Genomic DNA, 20,633 nt, shown 5'->3' with positions numbered 1-20,633 from the left:
AATATTAGTACGATTAGGATGTTCTTCTCCTACCTCGTAAGTATGAGAATTAGATTCAATAAAATATGGAAATGGTGGTGACTTAAATGTGAGTAATAACGATGATTCCAGACTAATCTCTCCTCTTGCATGTGCCTTACATTATGGTCTGCCTTACAAATGTTACTGCATGACTAGTTATTTGTCTACTGACTTCAATCGCTATACTAAGACGTCATTGCTAGCTTATCATTCTCTTCTTTTTAATCTTGTTTCTTTACCATGAAAATAGACTTAGTTTAAGCTTAATTACAATTTCTCTTCCAACATTAGTGAGACTTGATATTGAAACAATAGAATCAGCTTTATCATAGATCGGTATCGCAATTGTCTCTAGCCATGAAGTAGGTAATGAGATATCCTTAACAGAAAGCGAATTGGGTAATAATTTCAACTCTGAACCATCCCAATTGACATTGTATGTTGCATGAATTTCGGCCTCAACCTTATTATATAGTGTTACATTTAATACAGCATATAAAATGTCATTCTCAACATAGAACTTTGCACCATTAATATACGTATAAGAATTAAGTTGTCGATCCATATTTTGTTTAAGCAATGAATCAATATCTTGTTCGGTTAAGACTACTTCACTTTTGAGTTTAGTAACCATATTCATTACCTTTTCTTCAATATCTATTGCTGTATAATCCATAGTAAGCTGCTGACTTGGACTAATATATTGCTTCAAAGCAAAAACAGCACCTACAACAATGACAATAAAGCAAATAAACGTTACTAAAATTTTCTTTTTCAACTTTTCCACTCCTCTGTACTGTGGTATGCATAATGCTATAATAATATAATCATATACATTCCAATAAATTAATTAACATAAAAGGCAGGTTTTCATAGATGAACTCATGGGAAGATTCCAACGTCAAAATACAACTAGAAGAAATTGTTCAAGCTCACATGCACTTGAAAGATGTTATCACTCACACGCCACTTCAATATAACCGTGTGTTATCACAGCGCTACAACTGTGAGGTCTACTTAAAACGTGAAGATTTGCAAATCATTCGTTCATTTAAAATCCGCGGAGCCTATCACCTTATTCGTTCCTTATCAGAACAAGAAGGCTTAATTGGAGTGATCTGCGCTAGCGCTGGTAATCATGCACAAGGTGTTGCTTATTCTTGTCATACGCTAGGAATAAAAGGAAAAATCTATATGCCTAGTACTACACCTAACCAAAAAGTAAAACAAGTACAATTTTTTGGAGGAAATAATGTAGAAATCATACTAAAAGGCGACACATTTGACGATGCTTATAATGAAGCAATGATCGAATGTGAACGTAGTGGATACGCATTTGTTCATCCTTTCGATGATCGTATGATTATTGCAGGTAATGGTACCGTTGGTCAAGAAATACTGAATGATATCGAGCATAGCCCTGATTTTGTTTTTGTAACAGTCGGTGGTGGCGGTCTTGCAGCAGGTGTGAGCTCATATGTAAAGAGCATTTCACCTTCTACGCAAATGATTGGTGTTGAACCCGAAGGCGCAGCATCTCTACAGCTAGCATTATCTCGTAATGAAGTCGTAACACTAGATCAAGTTGATAAATTCGTTGATGGCGCTGCTGTAAAACGTGTAGGCGATCATACTTTTGCAATCTGCAGGGAATTACTCGATGATGTGATTTCAGTGAATGAAGGTAAAGTATGTACAACGATTATCGATCTATACAATGAGAATGCCATTGTCGCTGAGCCTGCTGGTGCGCTTCCTATTGCTGCTTTAGAGCAATACAGTGAACAAATTAAAGGTAAAACTGTTGTTTGTGTAGTGAGTGGCGGTAATAATGATATCGATCGTATGCAAGAGATTAAAGAGCGATCCCTTGTATATGAAGGTTACAAACACTATTTCATGCTTAATTTCCCTCAACGTGCAGGAGCACTTAGAGAATTTTTAGATCAAGTACTTGGACCTAATGATGATATTACAAGATTTGAATATACGAAAAAATCTAATAAGGATAATGGCCCAGCACTTGTTGGTATCGAATTAAAGCATCGTGAAGATTACGCTTCATTAATCGAGCGGATGCATACAAAAGGTTATCATTTTGTTGAGCTCAACAAAGATCCAGTCTTATTCAATCTGCTAATCTAAATCAAATTCTAATCGTATGTGAGAATGGAGAAACTCAACATGACCTTAGAGCAAATCGAACAATTTTTAAAAAGTCTTTCTAGCTTAGGCCCTTTGCCAGGAATTTTCGTCCCTTTCTTTGAAGCATTCTTACCTTTTTTGCCGCTAATCGTAATTATTGCAGCTAATGTTAATATTTACGGCATTGGTTTTGGAATGTTATTTTCTTGGATTGGAGTAAACGGTGGCGCAATTTGTATCTTTCTAATTTGTCGCAAGTATGGTAATAAACTTGGCGAGCGCTTGAAACGTCGATACCCGTCTATGAAAAAAGTTTTCGGATGGGTAGAACATAAAGGATTCACCCCGTTATTTCTATTGTCTTGTTTTCCATTTACACCCGCGTTTTTAATAACTATCGTTGCAGGGCTTAGTAAATTACCATTCCATACGTTCCTCGTGTCATTCGCACTAGGAAAAGCTATGATGATATTATTTATCGGATTAATTAGTTTTGATATAGCTAATCTTTTTGAAGCTCCTTGGCGTATTGTTGCTTCTATCATTGGCATAATCATTCTTTGGTTGGGTGGTAAAAAACTAGAGCAACGTTACAATTCAAAAACTTAATAGCAATGCATTCCATCCGTAAACTATTACAGTAATTAGATTACTGTAATAGTTTACGGATTTTTTCTTGAAATTAACTTCTTCATAGTCCTTGTATCTAGGTGTGCTTATGATTTCGAATTCAATGAATTGAAAGCGCAATACAACGTAAATCTAGTTAAAATTTATTAATAAGCAGTGAAATTGCTATAAAAATATTGAAAATTAAGAGTATCAATGCTAGATTGAGGACATACTAATAAAATATTTTATTCCTAAGAGTAAGCTTCTTATGTCCCTTTTCGCTAGATCCAATATCGATAGACTTAAATATTTTTGAAGTAGATAAAAGATAGATTCATGCTCTCGATGCAACTTTTTATTTGCATGTAGCATATTAACTAGATAATAAAAAGTTTTAGGAGGATTTATAATGAAGATATTACAAGAGTTTAAGGAATTTGCAGTAAAGGGGAACGTTATTGATCTTGCTGTCGGTGTTATTATCGGTGGAGCGTTCGGTAAGATTGTTACTTCTCTCGTTAATGATATTATTATGCCACCAGTCGGTGTTCTTCTTGGTAATGTTGATTTCAAAGATTTGAAGATTCCAATTGGAGATGCTCCAGATATGACAGATGGGACAATCGTGGTACAGCCAGCGATTTACTACGGATCATTTATTAATACTATACTAGACTTTTTAATTGTTGCACTTTGTATTTTCTTTATGGTTAAAGGCATTAATCATTTACGTCGTATAACTGAAAAAGAGAAAGTAGCAGACGTAACTGCGCCAACAGAAAAAGAATGTCCACATTGTCTATCACAAGTTCCAATTAAAGCGACTCGTTGCAAACACTGTACATCTCACCTTGTAAATTCTACGATCAATGAGTAATGATGAATGGTTTGATATCTATGATGAACAGTTAAGATCACTAGGACGTGCGACTCGAGGAGAAGCTCATGCTAATGGTTATTGGCATCGAACTTTTCATTGTTGGATCTATGAGAAACACGACGATGAAATATACATTATCTTTCAGCAACGACAAGCAGAAAAAGATACGAACCCACTTTGCTACGATATTACTGTAGCAGGACATCTAACTGCAGGTGAACAACTTCAAGATGCTATTCGTGAAATAGCAGAAGAAGTTGGACTTCTCGTCCAGTTTGAAGACCTACATCATATCATGCAAGTTAAAGAAGAAGCTGTTGGTGAAGTTCGCGGTAAACGTTATATCGATCGAGAAATTAGTGACGTTTACGCTTTACAATGCCCAAGACCTTTACCAAATTGGCAGCTTCAAGTTGAAGAAGTATTAGCCGTCTACGAAGCACCACTTAATCAATTACGCAGATTATTTCTTGGACAGATTGAACAGTTAGAAGTTTCAGGCTACATACCGTCACAAGCGTCGCAGCTTTCATCATTACAATCACATACGACTGTAATAACGAAAGATCAATTTGTTCCACGTCAAGACCAATACTATTTACAAGTGTTCGATACGATTGAAGCACTCTAATACAAAGAAAAAGCTGGAAGATAATACTTCCAGCTTTTTCTTTAATAATACACATTCAAAATGGGCTTTCGCTTCATATTCGATCTAGATTATACTACGAAGCCATTCATCGTTATTAAAGTCCGCTTTTTGAACTACCTTTTCCAATAAAGGTTCAAAAAACGGGCTTTAAGAACCGAGAAGATGGAGCGCTACTTGCGGAAGGAGGAAACGCAAGTGTACGTTATTGGTACACGCGTAACGGACTTCCCAACTTCGCTTCATATTCGATGTAGATTATACTACGAAGCCATTCATCGTTATCAAAGTCCGTTTTTTGAACTACCTCTATATAGAAGGAGATTACATCATGCAATGGATCGCCATGCTCACCATGCTAATCGACCATATAGGAGCTATCTTTTTCCCTAATGAGCTTCTGCTTAGAATAATAGGTCGTCTTTCTTTTCCTCTCTACGTATATCTCATGGTTGTTGGCTATCACCGTACACGAAACTATTCAAAATATGTATTGCGGATTGGACTCCTTGCTCTTATTTCTCAACTTCCATATACAGTGGCATTTGATGTGTTACGTTTTAATGTGATCGCTACTTTATTAGTCTGTCTCCTTACGTTGAAAATACTAGATATAAAGAAAATCAATCTATTTTTCAGGATAATCATCGCTGTTGCTAGCATCGCTCTGCTAGAAATTGTTCCTTTTGATTATGGTGCGTATGCATTAGTTCTAATGTTAATTTATCGTTATTTAACATCAACAATAATGTTTTCTATTCACTTTATCGCTGAGATCATATTCATGGTATACAATTCATGGCAGATACAATTTTACAGTATGATCATCACTTATGTTATAGCTTTCAAGCCAAACTTAATTGGGAAACTAAGCCAATGGCGTGCTCCAAGCTGGATATGGCGTAGCTTCTATCCTCTTCATCTCACCATTATTGCGATCATACATTACTATATCAGTTTGTTAGATTAGTATTAGAATAATAAACAAATTTTAAACGATATATTCATGTCCTCTTAAATCTATTTACATATAATATAAACATAAAGATTTAGGAGGCTTTTCGTAATATGGTTAAAATCATTACTTATAAAAATCGTTCCGTGCCTGTTTTCTGTACTGTTGAAAAATCTTATAACTATCAAAAACTTAATAATAAATTACATGAACTTGAATTTGATTTTGCTTTCCGTAAAAAGTGGAAATCTATTCAATCCGTAGAAATGGTACGCGATGTTGCTATTCTACAATATAATGATGGCACGAAGCTTTACTTAGAAGTTTCTTAGTTTAATAAAAAAGATTCCTAAGAAGAATGAATTCACTTCTTAGGAATCTTTTTTTATATGGCACTTAACAAATCTCTAAGTTTATTTTGATCAATCATATGAGAAGGAATTGGCTTACTAAAGAAATTGCCTTGTGCAAGTAGACAACCAAGATCTTCTAATAATTGCTGTTGTGCCATACTTTCTACACCCTCTGCGATTAAGTCTACTTTTATTTCATTAGAAAGAAGAAGGATGTTTTTCACTATCGCGTAATGTTTTTCATCATGTTCCATATGCTTTACAAACGACTGATCTAATTTGACACATTGAATTGGTAAAATGCTTAAGCTTTCTAGCGTTGAATAACCTACACCAAAATCATCAATAGCAATAATGAAACCCGCTTGTTGCAAATCATTAATGGTGTTAATGATCCTCTTATCTACTAGTGAAAATGTACATTCTGTTAATTCAAACTGAATGAGATGATGAGAAATTCCATACTTATCTGAACAACGACATGCATTGTCTACAATATCTTGATTATACAGTTGTAGTGGTGATAGATTAATATATATTTTTAAGATGTTATTAGGAAGATAACTACTAATTCTGCTCATCTCTTTACATGCTTCCTCAATAACCCAAGCACCTAAAGGATTAATTAATCCACTTTTTTCAGCAACAGCGATAAATTCTAATGGACTAACTTTACCGTATATCGAATGTTCCCAACGCAAGAGAGCTTCAAAACCAATCAATTGCTTGGCCTGTAATTGGTAGATTGGTTGAAAGTCTAAAGTGAAATGTTCATCATTAATTGCTTCCCTCATGAGTCCTTCTACCAATAATTTTCTCTCTAATTGTACAATCATTTCATGTTCGTATATAAATACTCGATGGTTGCCATCCGTCTTTGCAAATTTCAGTGCAATTTCGCTTCGGGTAATTTCTATTCTATTTTGACTATCATAATCGTATTGATACACTCCCATATATATATGAATATAATAACGCTCACCGTCGATTTGTATTTGTTGTTCGATATTATTTTTGATCTTTAGTAATATACGCTCGATTGGCTCTAAGTGTTGAGGGGTGTAATATTTTATTCGATAGTATCCCGCTCGTAAGCGTTCAACAGCAGCCCACTCCATATTACCTTCAGTAGGGAATTGATGCACAATTAATTGCCATAACTGCTTCTCTAACTTATTGTATGTTATGAGCTGATCTCCACTGATGTTGGCAAACATACTCTCCCATTCTACAGTTATCATTAGCATTGTACTACACCTCACCTAATTGAGATTACAGCTTACCCACTCTATTAATTATTGCATATTTTTACAATTTTTGTAATAGGCATATTAAAAAAACTGCCCTTTTTAGGAGCAGTTCTATTCATTCATTAAGCGTTAGGTGAATACTTGTAACCAAATCCCCACACTGTTTTAATAAGCTTTGGTTCTCTTGGATTTTTCTCTATCTTTTTTCGCAAATTAACAATATGTACATCAATAGAACGATCCGTTACAAATGAATCAAAGCCTCTTAACGTACTTATTAATTCTTCTCTACTAAACACTTTATTAGGTGCAGACAAAAACAGTCTCATAATTTCATATTCAGAGAAAGTTGTTTCGACAGGCTCTTCGCGTACAATTAAGAGACGACGCTCATGATCAAGACGGATTGCATTGGTATCTTCATCGACGGCTACTTCCATTCGACTACTATTAACTAGTTTATCAATGGTTTGAATCGAGCGACGAATAAGTGCTTCCACTCTTGCTGTTAATTCATGCATGCTGAACGGCTTACACAAATAATCATCTGCCCCGGCCTTTAAGGCTTGGACTCGTTCAGAAACTTCACTTTTCATGGACAGTATCATAATTGGTACGTTAGAAGTCAATCGTACTTCTGAACAGATCGAAATACCATCAATATCTGGCAAAATAAGGTCTAATAAAATAATATGTGGACTAAAGTGAGATGCCGTATGTAAACCTGTTGTCCCATTGAAAGCTTGTTGTACTTCATACCCTTCTTCGGTTAAGTACATGGACAACATGTTATTCATCATAACGTCATCTTCAATAATAAGAACCTTATACATTGACGTCACCCTCACAATTTGTTGCACAATATAAAACGTAAATAGGTTAATTTAGTATAATAATACAACATCCTGAGCTTGTCCTCAATCATTTGTTAGAATTTTATGAGGAAAATGTTAAATATTATTAGTATTACTTAACACTTTTCTCACTTGTTGTTCAAAAAGTAGTATTTCATAGTCTATCATTTCAATACAACCAGGTAGTTTACTATAATCCTTATCTTTCAATAGTTTTTCACCTACTATAGAAAGAGCATTAAGTGCTTGTGCTTCTAAATAGCTCGATGAACCTTTCAAAGTATGCAATGATCTACTTATTTCATCAAATTGTCCTAACTCTAAGTAGGTTCTAATGCGGGAGGCAAAGTCTATATAATCTTCAATAAATTGTTTTAACATATGAATATAAATATTAACTTTACCATTTAACCGCTCGATAGCTATATCAGCTTGTACGACATTGAGCAATAACAATTGTTGCATTATATGCTTTTGGTCTGAAATAGTATGCCCTGTTTCACTAGTTACTGCTACCATATTGGATAATGGAGTATACGTAACAATAATCTGTTGAAGTTGCTCCATTGAAATTGGTTTCGTAACAACCGTATTCATTCCAATTCGCAAGTATTGCTCATGGTCAGAAACTAGAACGTTAGCTGTAAGTGCAATGATAGGCAAATCTTTATATTTAGGATTATTTCTTATTTGCCGTACAGCTTCCATACCATCCATTTCAGGCATATGAATATCCATAAGTACAAGATCATAATCTTCTTCTGACAAGCATGCAATTGCCTCTATACCGTTACTAGCAACAGTCACATTACAATGACAATGCTTTAGCATTTCAACTGCAACTAATTGATTCACTTTATTGTCTTCAGCAAGTAAAACTTTAATATTTGCTCCAATTGTAAGTTCAGCTTCGTCCGGTACAGTTCTAGTTTTTATTAGTTGTGGCTCGACATTCTCATCTATATTTGAATGGATTGCCTCAATAAAACGCATTGCAGTTACTGGTTTCGTTAGTATTCGTTCAGGCTGATGATCTCTTCCTAACAATAGTAACTCTTCTCGACCATAGGCTGTTGTGATAGCGATTATAGAAATACCTTTACATGCTGCCTCATTACAAAAATCTATCCATGTTTCCATCCCATACATATCATTCATTTCCATATCAAGCAAAATAAATGTTGGATAAGCTCCCTCACCTAATCGAAGCAATCTATAATAGGCTTGTTTCCATGTTTTCATGCGCATCGATGAATACTGTTGTGATGTTAGCAGCTGATTCCAATAATCTGCCATAATATCACTGTCTTCAACGATCCAAACTAAGCGATCTAATGAATGATCATTCACTAGGTGCTCCTTTGTTTGTTGCTGATGCACTTTCACAAACGGCAGTTCAAATGTAAAGCTACTACCAACTCTAAATTCGCTTTCTACTAATAATTGACCACCTAATAATTGAACGAGATCACGTGATATGACTAACCCTAACCCAGTACCACCATACTTCCTTGTTGTAGAGGAATCTGCTTGTGTGAATGGTTTGAACAAATATTCTAACTGTTCTTCATTCATTCCAATTCCAGTATCCTTCACGGAAAATTTCAGTGTCACATGCTCATTCGTTTCCTCTAACATTTCAATATTTAATTCAACGATTCCTTGCTTTGTAAATTTGATGGCATTAACACAAAGATTAGATAGAATTTGTTCTAAGCGTAATGCATCACCAATCATATGAATCGGAATCTGTGGTGCCACATCTATTTTGAATTCAAACTGATCTTTACCACCTAGAAATACACTTAATTGATCCGCCAAATGATTCATTACAACTCGTATTTGGAATTCAGTAAAGTCGGGCTCAATCATATTTACTTCTAATTTAGAAAAATCAAGAATACCAGTAACGATATTTAATAACATATCCGATGAGTCTTTCATCCGATTAGCATATTCACGTTGCAAAGCATCTAGTTCTGTTTTTTGTAGCAACTGCGACAAACCAATTATTCCGTTTAAAGGTGTTCTAATCTCGTGACTCATTAGTGCAAGGAAGTTACTTTTAACTCTACTAGCTTCTTCTGCAGATTCCGTTGCTTGTACAAGTTTTTGTTGAATTTCTACTTGTTCTGTAATATCACGAGAAATACAGGAATACATGAGATCACCATTGTATGAATCTCGATGTGCTACAATGACAATTGAAACATTAATATGTTTTCCATTACTGTTCTGGAATTGTGCATCCGTTTCAAAATAACCGTGTTTTCTCGCTTTAATGCAACCTTTAATTAATATCCGATATAGATGGCTTGGTAAATATTGTGATATAGGTTGCATTTCCCACTCGTTATGTTCAATCCCTAATATTTTTTTGCCTGCTTCGTTAATATAAATTAAATGAGCATGGCGATCTACGGAAGCAATTAAATCCATCGCAGATTCAACAATAAGTTGTAAACGATTTCTAACATTTTCAATCGCTCTTTGTTCCGACAAATCAGTTAATATAGCAATAATCCCTGTTAATTTTCCTTTTCTATCTGTAAGACTACTAGAACGATTGTAGACTGGAATTCTTTTTCCATCTTTTCTAAATAAGGACAGTTCAAAATCGTAACTAGGGTAGTTTTTACGCAACTCAATAAAAAGCTCTATCCCTGGTTGAATTTTTCTACCTAATTGCTCAGAAACTTGCTCCGCTCTTACTTTCACTTCTTCCAAATCCATAAACAATAATGGTGTAACTTTCCCTACTACTTCTTCACTTGTATAACCTAGCATTTCTTCCGCAGCCTTATTAAGGTACGTAATATAATACTTCTCATCCATAACTAGTACTGGACTTTTGTTCTGATTAATAACAGCATCTAGCCGATTAAACATTACTTGTAATCGCCCCATCATACCATTAACAGAATTAGCTAAGTTTCCAATTTCATCACTACTATATGCATCAAGATGCTCACCATCGAATGATCCTTCTGCAGCTAGTTTCGTCACGCGCAATATATCTTGTAATCGAGTAATGATAGACTCGAAATAAACATAAAAAAGGAGTGCGATAATAATGACTGCTAACGCAATAGATACAACTATTCTCCACAATGTTGGCGCAGCGATCTCTTGCAATCTTGAAGAGTCTGTTACTTCAATAATGATCCAATTTGTACCTTCAATATGTTGATAGAATAATATGAAAGAATATCCATCTAGCTTATAATGCATACTTCCTGAAGTATTGGCTTTTTGACTTACTGTTATATTCTGAAGCTTGAATTGTAATTTTTCCATTGTGCTTGGATTGATTGTACCTGAATCATTCGCAATTAGCAGATTACCATCATTGTTATACAAATATAAATTGCCATCGTCGACTAGTAATGATTTCACATAATTTGCAGATTGAAATTTATAAGAAACATAAATTGCACCTATAATCTCACCACTTTGTGAGAATACCGGTACAGAAACGTAACTTTGCAGATCATTAGATAAGACAGAAGGTAATGGATCCGTAATAACAACTTCTCCACGAAGCACTGGAAGAAAAGTTGATTTGTATTGAAGCGATGTGGGTGTGTCATTGACACTTGTAACATTCCCTTTTACATCAAAAAAACCAATCTCATCATAGTAGAATTGGTTTTTTTGTTGCTCGTTAGATAAGTATTCAACGATATCATTGAGATTCGCTGATTGCATTGCGGCATTACGACTCATGACCATCACTTCTGCAATGCGAGTATTAATCCAAGCATTCGTAACAAACGAGCGACTTTCTTGCTTCAAAATTACTTTATCAATTTCCGTCTGAATCATATCCTGCTTGACTGTATAATAATTATAAAGACCAGCAATCATTAGTGGTACTAGTGAAATGATAACGATAATAATAATACCTTTAGTTTTTAAAGATAACCGATTCATTTCCTGGTCCTCCTAAAACTTTTTATTAACTACTTGATGTGCTTCTTCCAAATAAAAAGTGGCTTCGGAAGCATATCTAACTTAAAACTCTCTTCATCCCCATAGGATTAGTGAGCATCTGATCAAAAAACTCTTTCTCTTCTTCAACGACCTTCTTCCAAGCCTCAATACATTCGGGGTCAAAATGACTTCCGCTTTCTTCTATTAAAATAACCATTGCCTTTTCATGAGACATTGCTTTCCGATAAGAACGAGAAGATGTTAATGCGTCATATACGTCTGCGACTGCAGTTACTCTAGCAACTAATGGGATATCTTCACCAACCAGATGATCAGGATATCCCGTTCCATTCCATTTTTCATGATGAGATCGGATAATAGCTAGTTCTTCAATCATAAACCCTACTTGCTTACACATATTATAACCATCCACTGGATGTTTCTCGATAAGTTGTCTTTCTGAATCTGTTAGTTTCCCTGGCTTATTCAGCACATAATCAGGAATATGTAATTTTCCTACGTCGTGGACGAGGCCACCTTGTGCAATTGATCTCAATTGCGAGGAAGAAAGTCCTAATTCTTCTCCTAGTTTTAATGCATATACTGTAACTCGATAGTTGTGCCCTGCTGTATAAGCGTCTTTAGTTTCTGTTTTCAGTACTAAATCTTTCACACTTGGCGTTAAATACGTCTGAATCCAACTATCAGGATCTGCTCGATATAAACGTTTTACTGATACCGATAATGATTCTGCATGCTTGTATTCACCAATTATCATCAATGTTACTGCAATTACGGAAAGGAATAATAAGATATGATACCCCCACCAGCCCAAATTACTCGGTGATGTTGTAATCAATACGATCTGAGCGGTATTCATCCAACCAGTACTATAGACAATAGCTAATTGAATAGAAAATCGAGAAGCCATATATGTAATCAGATGGCGATATACCACCCAAGTATTGAATAATAGAACCGTCAATGTAAGTAGACGTTTACCTAATTCACTATACATAAAATGTAGAAAATGCTGGTCTGGAAAGACCCAAATTAGTGTGCCTAACAATACTAATAATGCACACCATGTCGGCAATAAGTATGATTTTTTCGTTGTAAGCCATCGCACTAAACGGTGATCTGCTGATAATGCACTAAGCCATAACCACACCGTGGAGAGAACCAAACTTAACTGAGCATAAATATAACTATTTTGCAGATTCTCATTCAGTAACTCCGGTAGTGCAAGACCATGTAATAATACCATTGCTGCCAATGATGCATAAGCCAGCGACACAAATATTAATTTTATATTCCTTACTTTTTGAGCTACTATCCCTATAGCTACAGATATAACGATAGCTAATATTGCTACTATAGCGATAACTACTATTAATGAAGAGATAGCCGACGATGGATTAGTAAGTTGTAGTGGACTTATCCAAAAATAAAATAGTATAGGAATAGCCATTGACATCCCTAAGGTAAATAATACAATCCTTCTTGAACGCACGACATTTCCTCCCACATCCCCGTTATATCTATCTCTATTGTTTATAGTTCTTTAAGCCACGGATCTACCTCATGAAAAGGCATTGGTTTCTTAATATAGTAACCTTGCATTAGATGACAGCCTGCCTCCGTCAAAAAATCTATTTGTTTTTTAGTTTCAACACCTTCAGCTATTAACTGAATGTTTAATGAGTTTGCTAGACTTATCATCGTATTTAAAATAGCTCGCTTGGTTGGAAGTTCAAAGTTCTCTATATATTCTTTATCGATCTTAATCGTTTGAAATGATAATTGATCTATTGATCCAAGAAAAGAATAACCTGATCCGAAATTATCCATTGATAGATTAACACCTAGAAGTTGCAAAGGAGCAATCTGTTGATTGACATCTTCTCCACAATTCATTATCATTTGTTCTGTGATTTCAAGTTCTAATAAAGTAGGATTAAGACCAGAAATTTCAAGAGCACGTTTTGTAATGCCATGTAACATGTTAGACTCTATTAATTTGATGGAGAGATTCACTGAAACAACATACTCAGCCCGGTTCTCTTTATTCCATTCCACACAATCTAGACAAGCTCGTTCTAGTACCCACTCGCTCATCGCGACAATAATTCCTGTTTCTTCGGCAATTGGTATAAATTCATTCGGAGTGATTACTCCTAATTGCGGATGAGTATAGCGTAACAACGCTTCAAATCCGATAGGACGATTCGTTGCTGTATTCCATTTAGGTTGATAATTTAATTCGAAGTTTTTATGAATGAGTGCTTCACGCATCCCCTTCTCAATATCCATCCTCCGACTAATTTTCATCGCCATATCATCGTTATATTCTCTAAATTGGTTTTTACCTGAATTTTTCGCATAATACATCGCTGTGTCTGCTGCTTTTAATAAGCTATCCTTTGTATCGCCATGTTCATTGCTATAACTTATACCGATACTTCCCGTTACTTCCAATCTATGATTATTAATAAGGAATGGCTTTCGGATGTCTGCTAGTAATCCTTCTACAAATGTAATCACTTCATTTTTATCCACATAAGTAATGACGAGCATAAATTCGTCGCCACCAATTCGAAACACAAAGTTTTTATCAAGAGAGTTTTTACGTAATCGTTCACCCATATTTTGAATTAAAACATCTCCAAAATCATGTCCTAGCGTATCATTTATGTACTTAAATTGATCCAAGTCAATAAAGAGAATTGCCATACGACGATGCTGAAGTGGAGTATTTCTGAAAAATTCATTCATTGCATGACGATTACTTAATCCTGTTAAAGAATCGGTATACGCCATTTTCCGAAACATGGCCTGCTCCCAAAATTGTGCTAGCCAAGTTAATAGAACTAGTAACACAATAACAACTGAAACTATAATTAATAAGTTCGTAGGTGCATTTTCAATCGACGTAGACGTAATAAATTGTGGGTCAATGCACCAAAAAGAACTTGCTTCCATTCCTACATAATGCATTCCCGTCACAGCTACCGCCATCATAATAGCAGACACGCTCTTCATTAATATATTGTTATAGTTTCGCTTCATTTCAACAAACAATCGCAGAGATACGTAAGAGGCAACGGCAGCTATAAGTACCGAAATTGTCCATAGTATTGGATCGTATGAAATCGTCATAATATCTGTTTTCATCGAAGACATACCAACATAATGCATCGTTACAATTCCCGATGCCATTAACAAACTAGATAATATCAACTTTACATGAGAAACTTTAGTACCCGTAACATAAAAAGCTAATAAAGATGCCAATATACTTGCAATAACAGATATTGATGATTTAAAGAAATTATATTCAACTTTCATGGGCAAATGAAATGCGATCATGCCCACAAAATGCATCGTCCAAATTCCACATCCCATAACTAAACCTGAAACAAGTAACCATCCCCAATTAATAAATCCGGAAGTACTTGTTACTTTCTTGGATAAGCCTAATGCCTGATAGGAGGTGAAAAATGCTATCGCAAAAGATAACGCAACAATCCAACCGTTATAACTCCCTAATAAAACAACCACGTTAAACCTCCACATATAACTCATTGAATAACCTACAATAACATTTGATCTGTGGCTACGAATCATAAATGTAATATTCTACCTATAAAAGAAAACGTTGCATAGTAGGCTTCTTACCACAATTATACATCATATTAATCGTAAGCAATATATCTATCTGAACCTGTTCATTTTAGATTCAGATGAAATTAATGTTATATTAATGTTTTTCATTGGAAAATTTGTTATAGTAATATCATATCTTTTATATATTGAGAGGGGCTTTACGTAATGGACAATAAAGAAACGCAATCTCAAGGAGCAAATAGTAACCAAGAGGTTGTGGAAAATGGAGCAGTATCTAATGCTTCAACATCCGCAGTACTAACTTCTGTAGCACCAGTAAAAAGCGGTAATAACCCTATCTGGATGATTGCAGCAATTGTACTTGCTATCGTATTAGTAATCGTTATCATTTTCCCAGTTAACGCAAAAAGCAAAACTCTTGCTTCCGTAAATGGAACTAAAATTACAGAAGCTAGCTTATTTACTACATTACAGGAATACTATGGTGATAGCGTTGTAAGTATTCTAGATCGTATGATCTCTGAAGAAGTTGTTAATCAAGAAGCTAAAGCTAAAAACATTTCCATTACAGATAAAGATCTTGCAGATGAAATTGCAGCTATGAAATTAGATTATGGTACTGATGCAAACTTCCAAAGCTTCCTTGCTCAATATGGCATGACTGAAGATGATTTGAAAAATGAGTTGAAACTTTCTGTTGTTGTTCGTTTGTTACTTCAATCTGATGTAGCAATCACGGATGAACAAGTACAAGCTTACTTCGATGAAAACAAAGCTACTTTGGGTGGTACTGCAGAACAAGTTCGTGCTTCTCACATCCTTGTAACTGATAAAGCTGTTGCTGATGATATTGTAGCTCAATTAAAAGACGGTGCAGACTTTGCAGAACTTGCTGCAGCTAATAACCCGGATTCTACTGCTACAACTGGTGGCGATCTAGGCTTCTTCACTCGTGAAGCAATGATCCCTGCATTCTCTGAAGCAGCATTCGCGCTTGAAGTGGATGAAATAAGCGAACCTATTCAAACAGAATATGGTTACCACATCATTAAGAAAACAGATTACACTCCAGCAACTGAAATTGCATTTGAAACTGTGAAAGATGCAATCAAAGTTAAATTGATCAATGAGGACATCTATGCTAACAACAGTACTTATGTAGAAGATCTAAAAGCTAAAGCTAAAATCACTAACTCTTTAGCTCCAAAAACTACACCTAGTCCTGAAGTTACTCCTGAAGTTACTCCTGACGCTGAAGCTCCTGTAACTGAATAGTTTACTTTAACAATAAACTAGCAAGATAAGAATGAAGTACATACTTCTTTCTTACTCTTGCTAGTTTATTTGTCTATTTATGGGTATTCTATAGTATCATCTTTATTATATTAGAACTTGATACTAGTACTTGGTACTAATTATGTGATACAATAAGCCCAACAAATTATGGAGGTGTTCCTATGCATCAATCCAAAGCTAAAATTACTGCAATTGGCTCTTATGTCCCAGAGCATATTATGACCAATCAATATTTAGAGAAACTTGTAGATACTAATGATGAATGGATCATTAGTCGTACGGGTATTGTTGAACGTAGAATTGCTAGTGAACATGAATTTACAAGCGATATTGGTTACAACGCCGTACTAGATCTTATGCAACGATATAACAAAGCAGTAGATGATGTCGATATGATTATTACATGCACATTCACTCCAGATTTTAAGACCCCTAGTTCCGCTAATCTTATTCAGGCCAAACTTGGAATTAAACAATCTGGCGCTATTGATCTTAATGCAGCATGTGCCGGTTTTACTTATGGTTTGCATATGGCGAACGCCTTGATCTCATCTGGCCTACACAAAAAAGTTCTTGTGATTGGTGCAGAAACGTTATCCAAAGTTACAGATTACACTGACCGCTCCACATGCATTCTGTTCGGTGATGGAGGCGGGGCAATGCTTGTTGAATATGATGAGCAACACCCAAGTTTCATTTCATATCATCTAGATTCAGAAGGTGAGAAAAGTCATAACTTATATTGTTCTGGTCTCTCTTCTTCTATGAATGAAGAGCAATTACTAGCAACTGAAAAAATTGTACAAAATGGACGCGAGGTATATAAATGGGCAGTAAGCTCTGTACCTAAAGGACTGAATACTCTACTTCAAAATGCAAATATGACACTTGATCAAATTGACTGGTTCGTGCCCCATAGTGCCAATCTTAGAATGATAGAATCAATCTGTGAGCGTACTAAATTCCCAATTGATCATACATTATATAGTCTTGTGAACTACGGAAATACATCTTCTGCTACAATTCCTTTAGCTATTGATCTCGCTGTAAAAGAAGATAGAATAAAAAAAGATGATCATTTAGTACTTTATGGATTCGGTGGTGGGCTTACTCAAGCTGGAATCATCATCAAATGGGCGATATAGTACTACTGAGTATCTCTCTTCCATTACCCTCAATATTATTACTATCTAATTATCTTCTAAACATGAGGTTGATATGGTAATATAACTCATTATATGCCGTGAAAGGAGCACCGTTTGATGAACAATTACGAACCGTTCTATTCTAATGGTCCACCCAATTATCAACCTCCTGCCAAATCTCCACCTTATGGTTGGATCATTGCTACGATTATTTTAGCTTGCGTTCTAATTTTAGCAATTTTTGCGATTATACTATTACTTGTTAGATCATGGGCCACATCTGGTTCTGACCATTCTTCTGTAGCGATCGTAAATCAGGTTGAAATTTCTGAAAGTCAGTTATTAGATTCGTTGATTGATTCTTATCCCGATCTATTAATTGATGAAATTGATTTTCTAATTGAACGTGAAGTTATTAATCAAGAAGCAAATGCAAAAGGGATTGCTCTCACCGATCAAGATTTGCTTGATCAGTTGGCAGCTTCAAAAGTTGATTATGGTACAGAAGAGGAATTTCAAGATTATCTTAATTATTATGAAATGACTACAAATGATTATAAAAAGACACTAGTACTCCCTACACTCACACGCTTACTATTGCAACATAAGATTTCAATAACGGACGAAGAAATTTCTGCTTACTTCGAACAAAATAAACACAAAATTGGTCAATCACCCCAGCGCGTTCGCGCTTCACAAATTATTGTAGATGATCTTGAATTAGCAAATCAAATTCATACTGAGCTGAATAACGGTGCAAGCTTTATTAAACTAGCTAAGCAGTATAGCACCGATTACAGTGCCGAAGACGGTGGAGATTTAGGGTACTTCACCTACGATAAGATGGATGAAGAAATATCTGAAGTAGCTTTTGCATTAGAAATTAATGAAATAAGCGATGTCCTGACAACCTATTACGGATATTCTATTATTCTAAAGACAGAGAATATCAGTGCTATTCCAGCTCAATTCTCTGATGTACAGCGAGGAATCGAAATCAAGTTAATTAATGATAAAATTTACACAGACTATAGTACTTATATCGATGATCTTATCTTCCGATCTGATGTGTGGAGTATTGTTGATTATAATGAGGAAGATTATTATGAGGATGTAGACCCTTTTACTAATCCAGTTATTAACTTCTAAGTAATGTGATCTACTTCAGTTCTGTTTCAGAATCATTACTGATTGATAAATAGAAGATAAATGTCAGTGCTAATGAGAACTATTCATCGGTATTGACATTTTTTTGTATTGTGCAATATGACATAAACATTATAGAAATTAAAGCTAGTGCATTCATCACGTTATAATATGCTTATAGCCATAATGATACCAAATAAGTATCATTACAGTTTCAAAGAAGGCTGTTTACGATAAATTACAGTGCTATAATTGATCAAAGATCACTTATCTGATCGTAATAACTTCTGCAAGACCGAAACGAGATGATATTATGTTAAAAATAAATACATATATACAAAGAAATGCCTTATTCTTATTGAATAAATATTTCACAGGAAATTCCATGAACTACAAACAGATCTTTGGCATTACTATTCCGATATTTGTAGATTCAGCCTTCATCGTATTAATTAGCATTTTAAATACGGCGATGATTAGTTCTTCTGGTGTTGCTGCTGTTAGTGCTGTCAGTGTTGTAGATTCATTGAATATGTTTATCATTAGTGTATTTATTGCTATAGCTACAGGCGGTACAGTTATTGTTGCGCAATATAAGGGCAATAGGGATCTTAAGCAAGCGTCTAGTGCTGCTACTCAGGCGATATCGTCAGTTACCGTTATTGCTATTGTTATCAGTCTTTTAGCTATTATTTTTCATTCGCCTATTCTAAATGTACTTTTCGGTAGTGCAGATGTAGACGTATTAGCAAATGCCAAAATATTTTTCATTGGCAGCTGTATCTCTTATCCCTTTATCGGAATTTATCAAGCCATTGTCGGCGTATTAAGAGGCGTCGGTGAGACAAAAGCTTCTTTGGCACTATCATTAATCCTTAATCTTTCCTACTTTATTCTAAATATCATTCTTATTACGTTACTTGATATGGGCGTACTTGGACTTGTGATTTCATTAATTGTCGCGCGTGTATTAGGTGCCATCGTATCACTAATCTATTTAATTCGATTTAACGAGACACTACGCATTAAGCTTGGAAGCATGCTTAAGGTTCATATTTCAATATTGAAAAAAATAATGTTTATTGGTTTACCATTTGCAGCTGAACAGTTGTTCTTTAATGGCGGCAAACTACTCACTCAAACATTTATTGTGCAGTTCGGTACTTTAGCTATAACCGTTAATGCTATTAGTAATTCACTATCTATGCTGTTTCAAATAGGTGGTACAGCATTAAGTGTAGCGGTAGTCACTGTTGTAGGACAATGTATGGGAAGAAAAGAAATTACTGATGCACGGAAATTCATTAAATCATTTCTTGGCTTATCTAGTATTTTCTTTGTCTTTATAACGATCATTATCTTACTGTTGTTCCCGATGCTCGTAAATATTTACACACCGCCAGCATCAATCGTTCCCGATATTTACCGACTTATTCTACTATTATCTGTTGCCCAGCCATTGGTCTGGTCATTAAGTTTTATTCTGCCATCAGCATTACGAGCTGCTGGAGACTCCAAGTATACATCGATTACTTCGCTACTAACGATGTGGTTATTCCGTGTTATACTCGGGTACGTATTAGGAGTAACACTTCAATATGGACTAATGGGGGTATGGATAGCAATGGTCGCTGAATGGGCGGTACGTGGCTTCATATTCACTTGGAGATTTAAAGGCGATAAATGGTATAAACATAAATTGATCTGACCATTGCTGAAATAACTTTTTACGTTAATAATTATATATTACTTATATCTTCATGAAAA

At 35.1% G+C, this 20,633-nt stretch carries 16 protein-coding genes; 10 read left to right on the top strand and 6 right to left on the bottom strand.

Features of this window, described 5'->3' with window-relative positions:
• Positions 1–256: 256 nt before the first annotated feature.
• Positions 257–799 carry a hypothetical protein gene (locus NV377_RS21995; protein WP_258202946.1) on the bottom strand — a complete coding sequence of 181 codons (543 nt, stop codon included), beginning with the start codon at positions 797–799 and terminating at the stop codon, positions 257–259.
• Between the two features lie 98 nt (positions 800–897).
• Between NV377_RS21995 and ilvA the strand changes: the two genes are divergently transcribed.
• The 6 genes from ilvA (at position 898) to NV377_RS21965 (ending at position 5,594) form a co-directional block, all read left to right on the top strand.
• Positions 898–2,166, top strand: coding sequence for a threonine ammonia-lyase IlvA (gene ilvA / locus NV377_RS21990; protein ID WP_258202945.1), 1,269 nt, complete (start codon positions 898–900; stop codon positions 2,164–2,166).
• A 39-nt stretch (positions 2,167–2,205) separates the two neighbouring features.
• Positions 2,206–2,775: a TVP38/TMEM64 family protein gene (locus NV377_RS21985; RefSeq protein ID WP_258202944.1), complete on the top strand. Its 570-nt coding sequence runs from the start codon at positions 2,206–2,208 to the stop codon at positions 2,773–2,775.
• Between the two features lie 412 nt (positions 2,776–3,187).
• Positions 3,188–3,655 (top strand): large-conductance mechanosensitive channel protein MscL, encoded by a 468-nt coding sequence (gene mscL / locus NV377_RS21980; RefSeq protein WP_258202943.1) that lies wholly within the window; start codon positions 3,188–3,190, stop codon positions 3,653–3,655.
• Complete coding sequence (locus NV377_RS21975) at positions 3,648–4,289, top strand: NUDIX hydrolase (protein ID WP_258202942.1); 642 nt, start codon at positions 3,648–3,650, stop codon at positions 4,287–4,289. The genes mscL and NV377_RS21975 overlap by 8 nt, the downstream gene beginning before the upstream one ends.
• Before the next feature lie 349 nt (positions 4,290–4,638).
• A complete protein-coding gene (locus NV377_RS21970) occupies positions 4,639–5,277 on the top strand; it encodes a TraX family protein (RefSeq protein WP_258202941.1) in 639 nt (212 codons plus the stop codon).
• A gap of 98 nt (positions 5,278–5,375) precedes the next feature.
• Entirely contained in the window at positions 5,376–5,594 is a 219-nt protein-coding gene (locus tag NV377_RS21965) for a hypothetical protein (protein WP_258202940.1), read from the top strand.
• A 53-nt stretch (positions 5,595–5,647) separates the two neighbouring features.
• Here NV377_RS21965 and NV377_RS21960 read toward each other — a convergent pair whose 3' ends face one another.
• From NV377_RS21960 to NV377_RS21940, 5 genes are all read right to left on the bottom strand, one after another.
• Positions 5,648–6,862, bottom strand: a complete 1,215-nt coding sequence (locus NV377_RS21960) for a GGDEF domain-containing phosphodiesterase (RefSeq protein WP_258202939.1) — start codon at positions 6,860–6,862, stop codon at positions 5,648–5,650.
• Between the two features lie 125 nt (positions 6,863–6,987).
• A complete protein-coding gene (locus tag NV377_RS21955) occupies positions 6,988–7,698 on the bottom strand; it encodes a response regulator transcription factor (RefSeq protein ID WP_258202938.1) in 711 nt (236 codons plus the stop codon).
• Positions 7,699–7,815: 117 nt separating this feature from the next.
• Complete coding sequence (locus NV377_RS21950) at positions 7,816–11,652, bottom strand: response regulator (protein WP_258202937.1); 3,837 nt, start codon at positions 11,650–11,652, stop codon at positions 7,816–7,818.
• A 76-nt stretch (positions 11,653–11,728) separates the two neighbouring features.
• Positions 11,729–13,165, bottom strand: a complete 1,437-nt coding sequence (locus NV377_RS21945) for an HD-GYP domain-containing protein (RefSeq protein ID WP_258202936.1) — start codon at positions 13,163–13,165, stop codon at positions 11,729–11,731.
• 41 nt (positions 13,166–13,206) lie between these two features.
• Positions 13,207–15,213: a bifunctional diguanylate cyclase/phosphodiesterase gene (locus NV377_RS21940; RefSeq protein ID WP_258202935.1), complete on the bottom strand. Its 2,007-nt coding sequence runs from the start codon at positions 15,211–15,213 to the stop codon at positions 13,207–13,209.
• A 270-nt stretch (positions 15,214–15,483) separates the two neighbouring features.
• Between NV377_RS21940 and NV377_RS21935 the strand changes: the two genes are divergently transcribed.
• The 4 genes from NV377_RS21935 (at position 15,484) to NV377_RS21920 (ending at position 20,574) form a co-directional block, all read left to right on the top strand.
• Positions 15,484–16,554 carry a peptidyl-prolyl cis-trans isomerase gene (locus NV377_RS21935; protein WP_258202934.1) on the top strand — a complete coding sequence of 357 codons (1,071 nt, stop codon included), beginning with the start codon at positions 15,484–15,486 and terminating at the stop codon, positions 16,552–16,554.
• 182 nt (positions 16,555–16,736) lie between these two features.
• Positions 16,737–17,720: a ketoacyl-ACP synthase III gene (locus NV377_RS21930; RefSeq protein WP_258202933.1), complete on the top strand. Its 984-nt coding sequence runs from the start codon at positions 16,737–16,739 to the stop codon at positions 17,718–17,720.
• Between the two features lie 117 nt (positions 17,721–17,837).
• On the top strand, positions 17,838–18,869 hold the full coding sequence (locus tag NV377_RS21925; protein ID WP_258202932.1) for a peptidylprolyl isomerase: 1,032 nt from the start codon (positions 17,838–17,840) through the stop codon (positions 18,867–18,869).
• A 382-nt stretch (positions 18,870–19,251) separates the two neighbouring features.
• Positions 19,252–20,574 carry an MATE family efflux transporter gene (locus tag NV377_RS21920; protein ID WP_373425844.1) on the top strand — a complete coding sequence of 441 codons (1,323 nt, stop codon included), beginning with the start codon at positions 19,252–19,254 and terminating at the stop codon, positions 20,572–20,574.
• The last annotated feature ends 59 nt before the right edge of the window (positions 20,575–20,633 follow it).

The sequence above is a fragment of the Paenibacillus endoradicis genome (assembly GCF_024721975.1).
Note: the sequence above shows the minus strand (reverse complement) of the source record. Positions and strands in the feature narration are given on the sequence as shown.

What these genes read in the sequence shown, in the direction of transcription:
- ilvA (WP_258202945.1), top strand. Translation starts at nt 898, where the DNA reads ATGAACTCATGGGAAGATTCCAACGTCAAAATACAACTAGAAGAAATT.
- NV377_RS21985 (WP_258202944.1), top strand. Translation starts at nt 2,206, where the DNA reads ATGACCTTAGAGCAAATCGAACAATTTTTAAAAAGTCTTTCTAGCTTA.
- mscL (WP_258202943.1), top strand. Translation starts at nt 3,188, where the DNA reads ATGAAGATATTACAAGAGTTTAAGGAATTTGCAGTAAAGGGGAACGTT.
- NV377_RS21975 (WP_258202942.1), top strand. Translation starts at nt 3,648, where the DNA reads ATGAGTAATGATGAATGGTTTGATATCTATGATGAACAGTTAAGATCA.
- NV377_RS21970 (WP_258202941.1), top strand. Translation starts at nt 4,639, where the DNA reads ATGCAATGGATCGCCATGCTCACCATGCTAATCGACCATATAGGAGCT.
- NV377_RS21965 (WP_258202940.1), top strand. Translation starts at nt 5,376, where the DNA reads ATGGTTAAAATCATTACTTATAAAAATCGTTCCGTGCCTGTTTTCTGT.
- NV377_RS21960 (WP_258202939.1), bottom strand. Translation starts at nt 6,862, where the DNA reads ATGCTAATGATAACTGTAGAATGGGAGAGTATGTTTGCCAACATCAGT.
- NV377_RS21955 (WP_258202938.1), bottom strand. Translation starts at nt 7,698, where the DNA reads ATGTATAAGGTTCTTATTATTGAAGATGACGTTATGATGAATAACATG.
- NV377_RS21950 (WP_258202937.1), bottom strand. Translation starts at nt 11,652, where the DNA reads ATGAATCGGTTATCTTTAAAAACTAAAGGTATTATTATTATCGTTATC.
- NV377_RS21935 (WP_258202934.1), top strand. Translation starts at nt 15,484, where the DNA reads ATGGACAATAAAGAAACGCAATCTCAAGGAGCAAATAGTAACCAAGAG.
- NV377_RS21930 (WP_258202933.1), top strand. Translation starts at nt 16,737, where the DNA reads ATGCATCAATCCAAAGCTAAAATTACTGCAATTGGCTCTTATGTCCCA.
- NV377_RS21925 (WP_258202932.1), top strand. Translation starts at nt 17,838, where the DNA reads ATGAACAATTACGAACCGTTCTATTCTAATGGTCCACCCAATTATCAA.
- NV377_RS21920 (WP_373425844.1), top strand. Translation starts at nt 19,252, where the DNA reads ATGAACTACAAACAGATCTTTGGCATTACTATTCCGATATTTGTAGAT.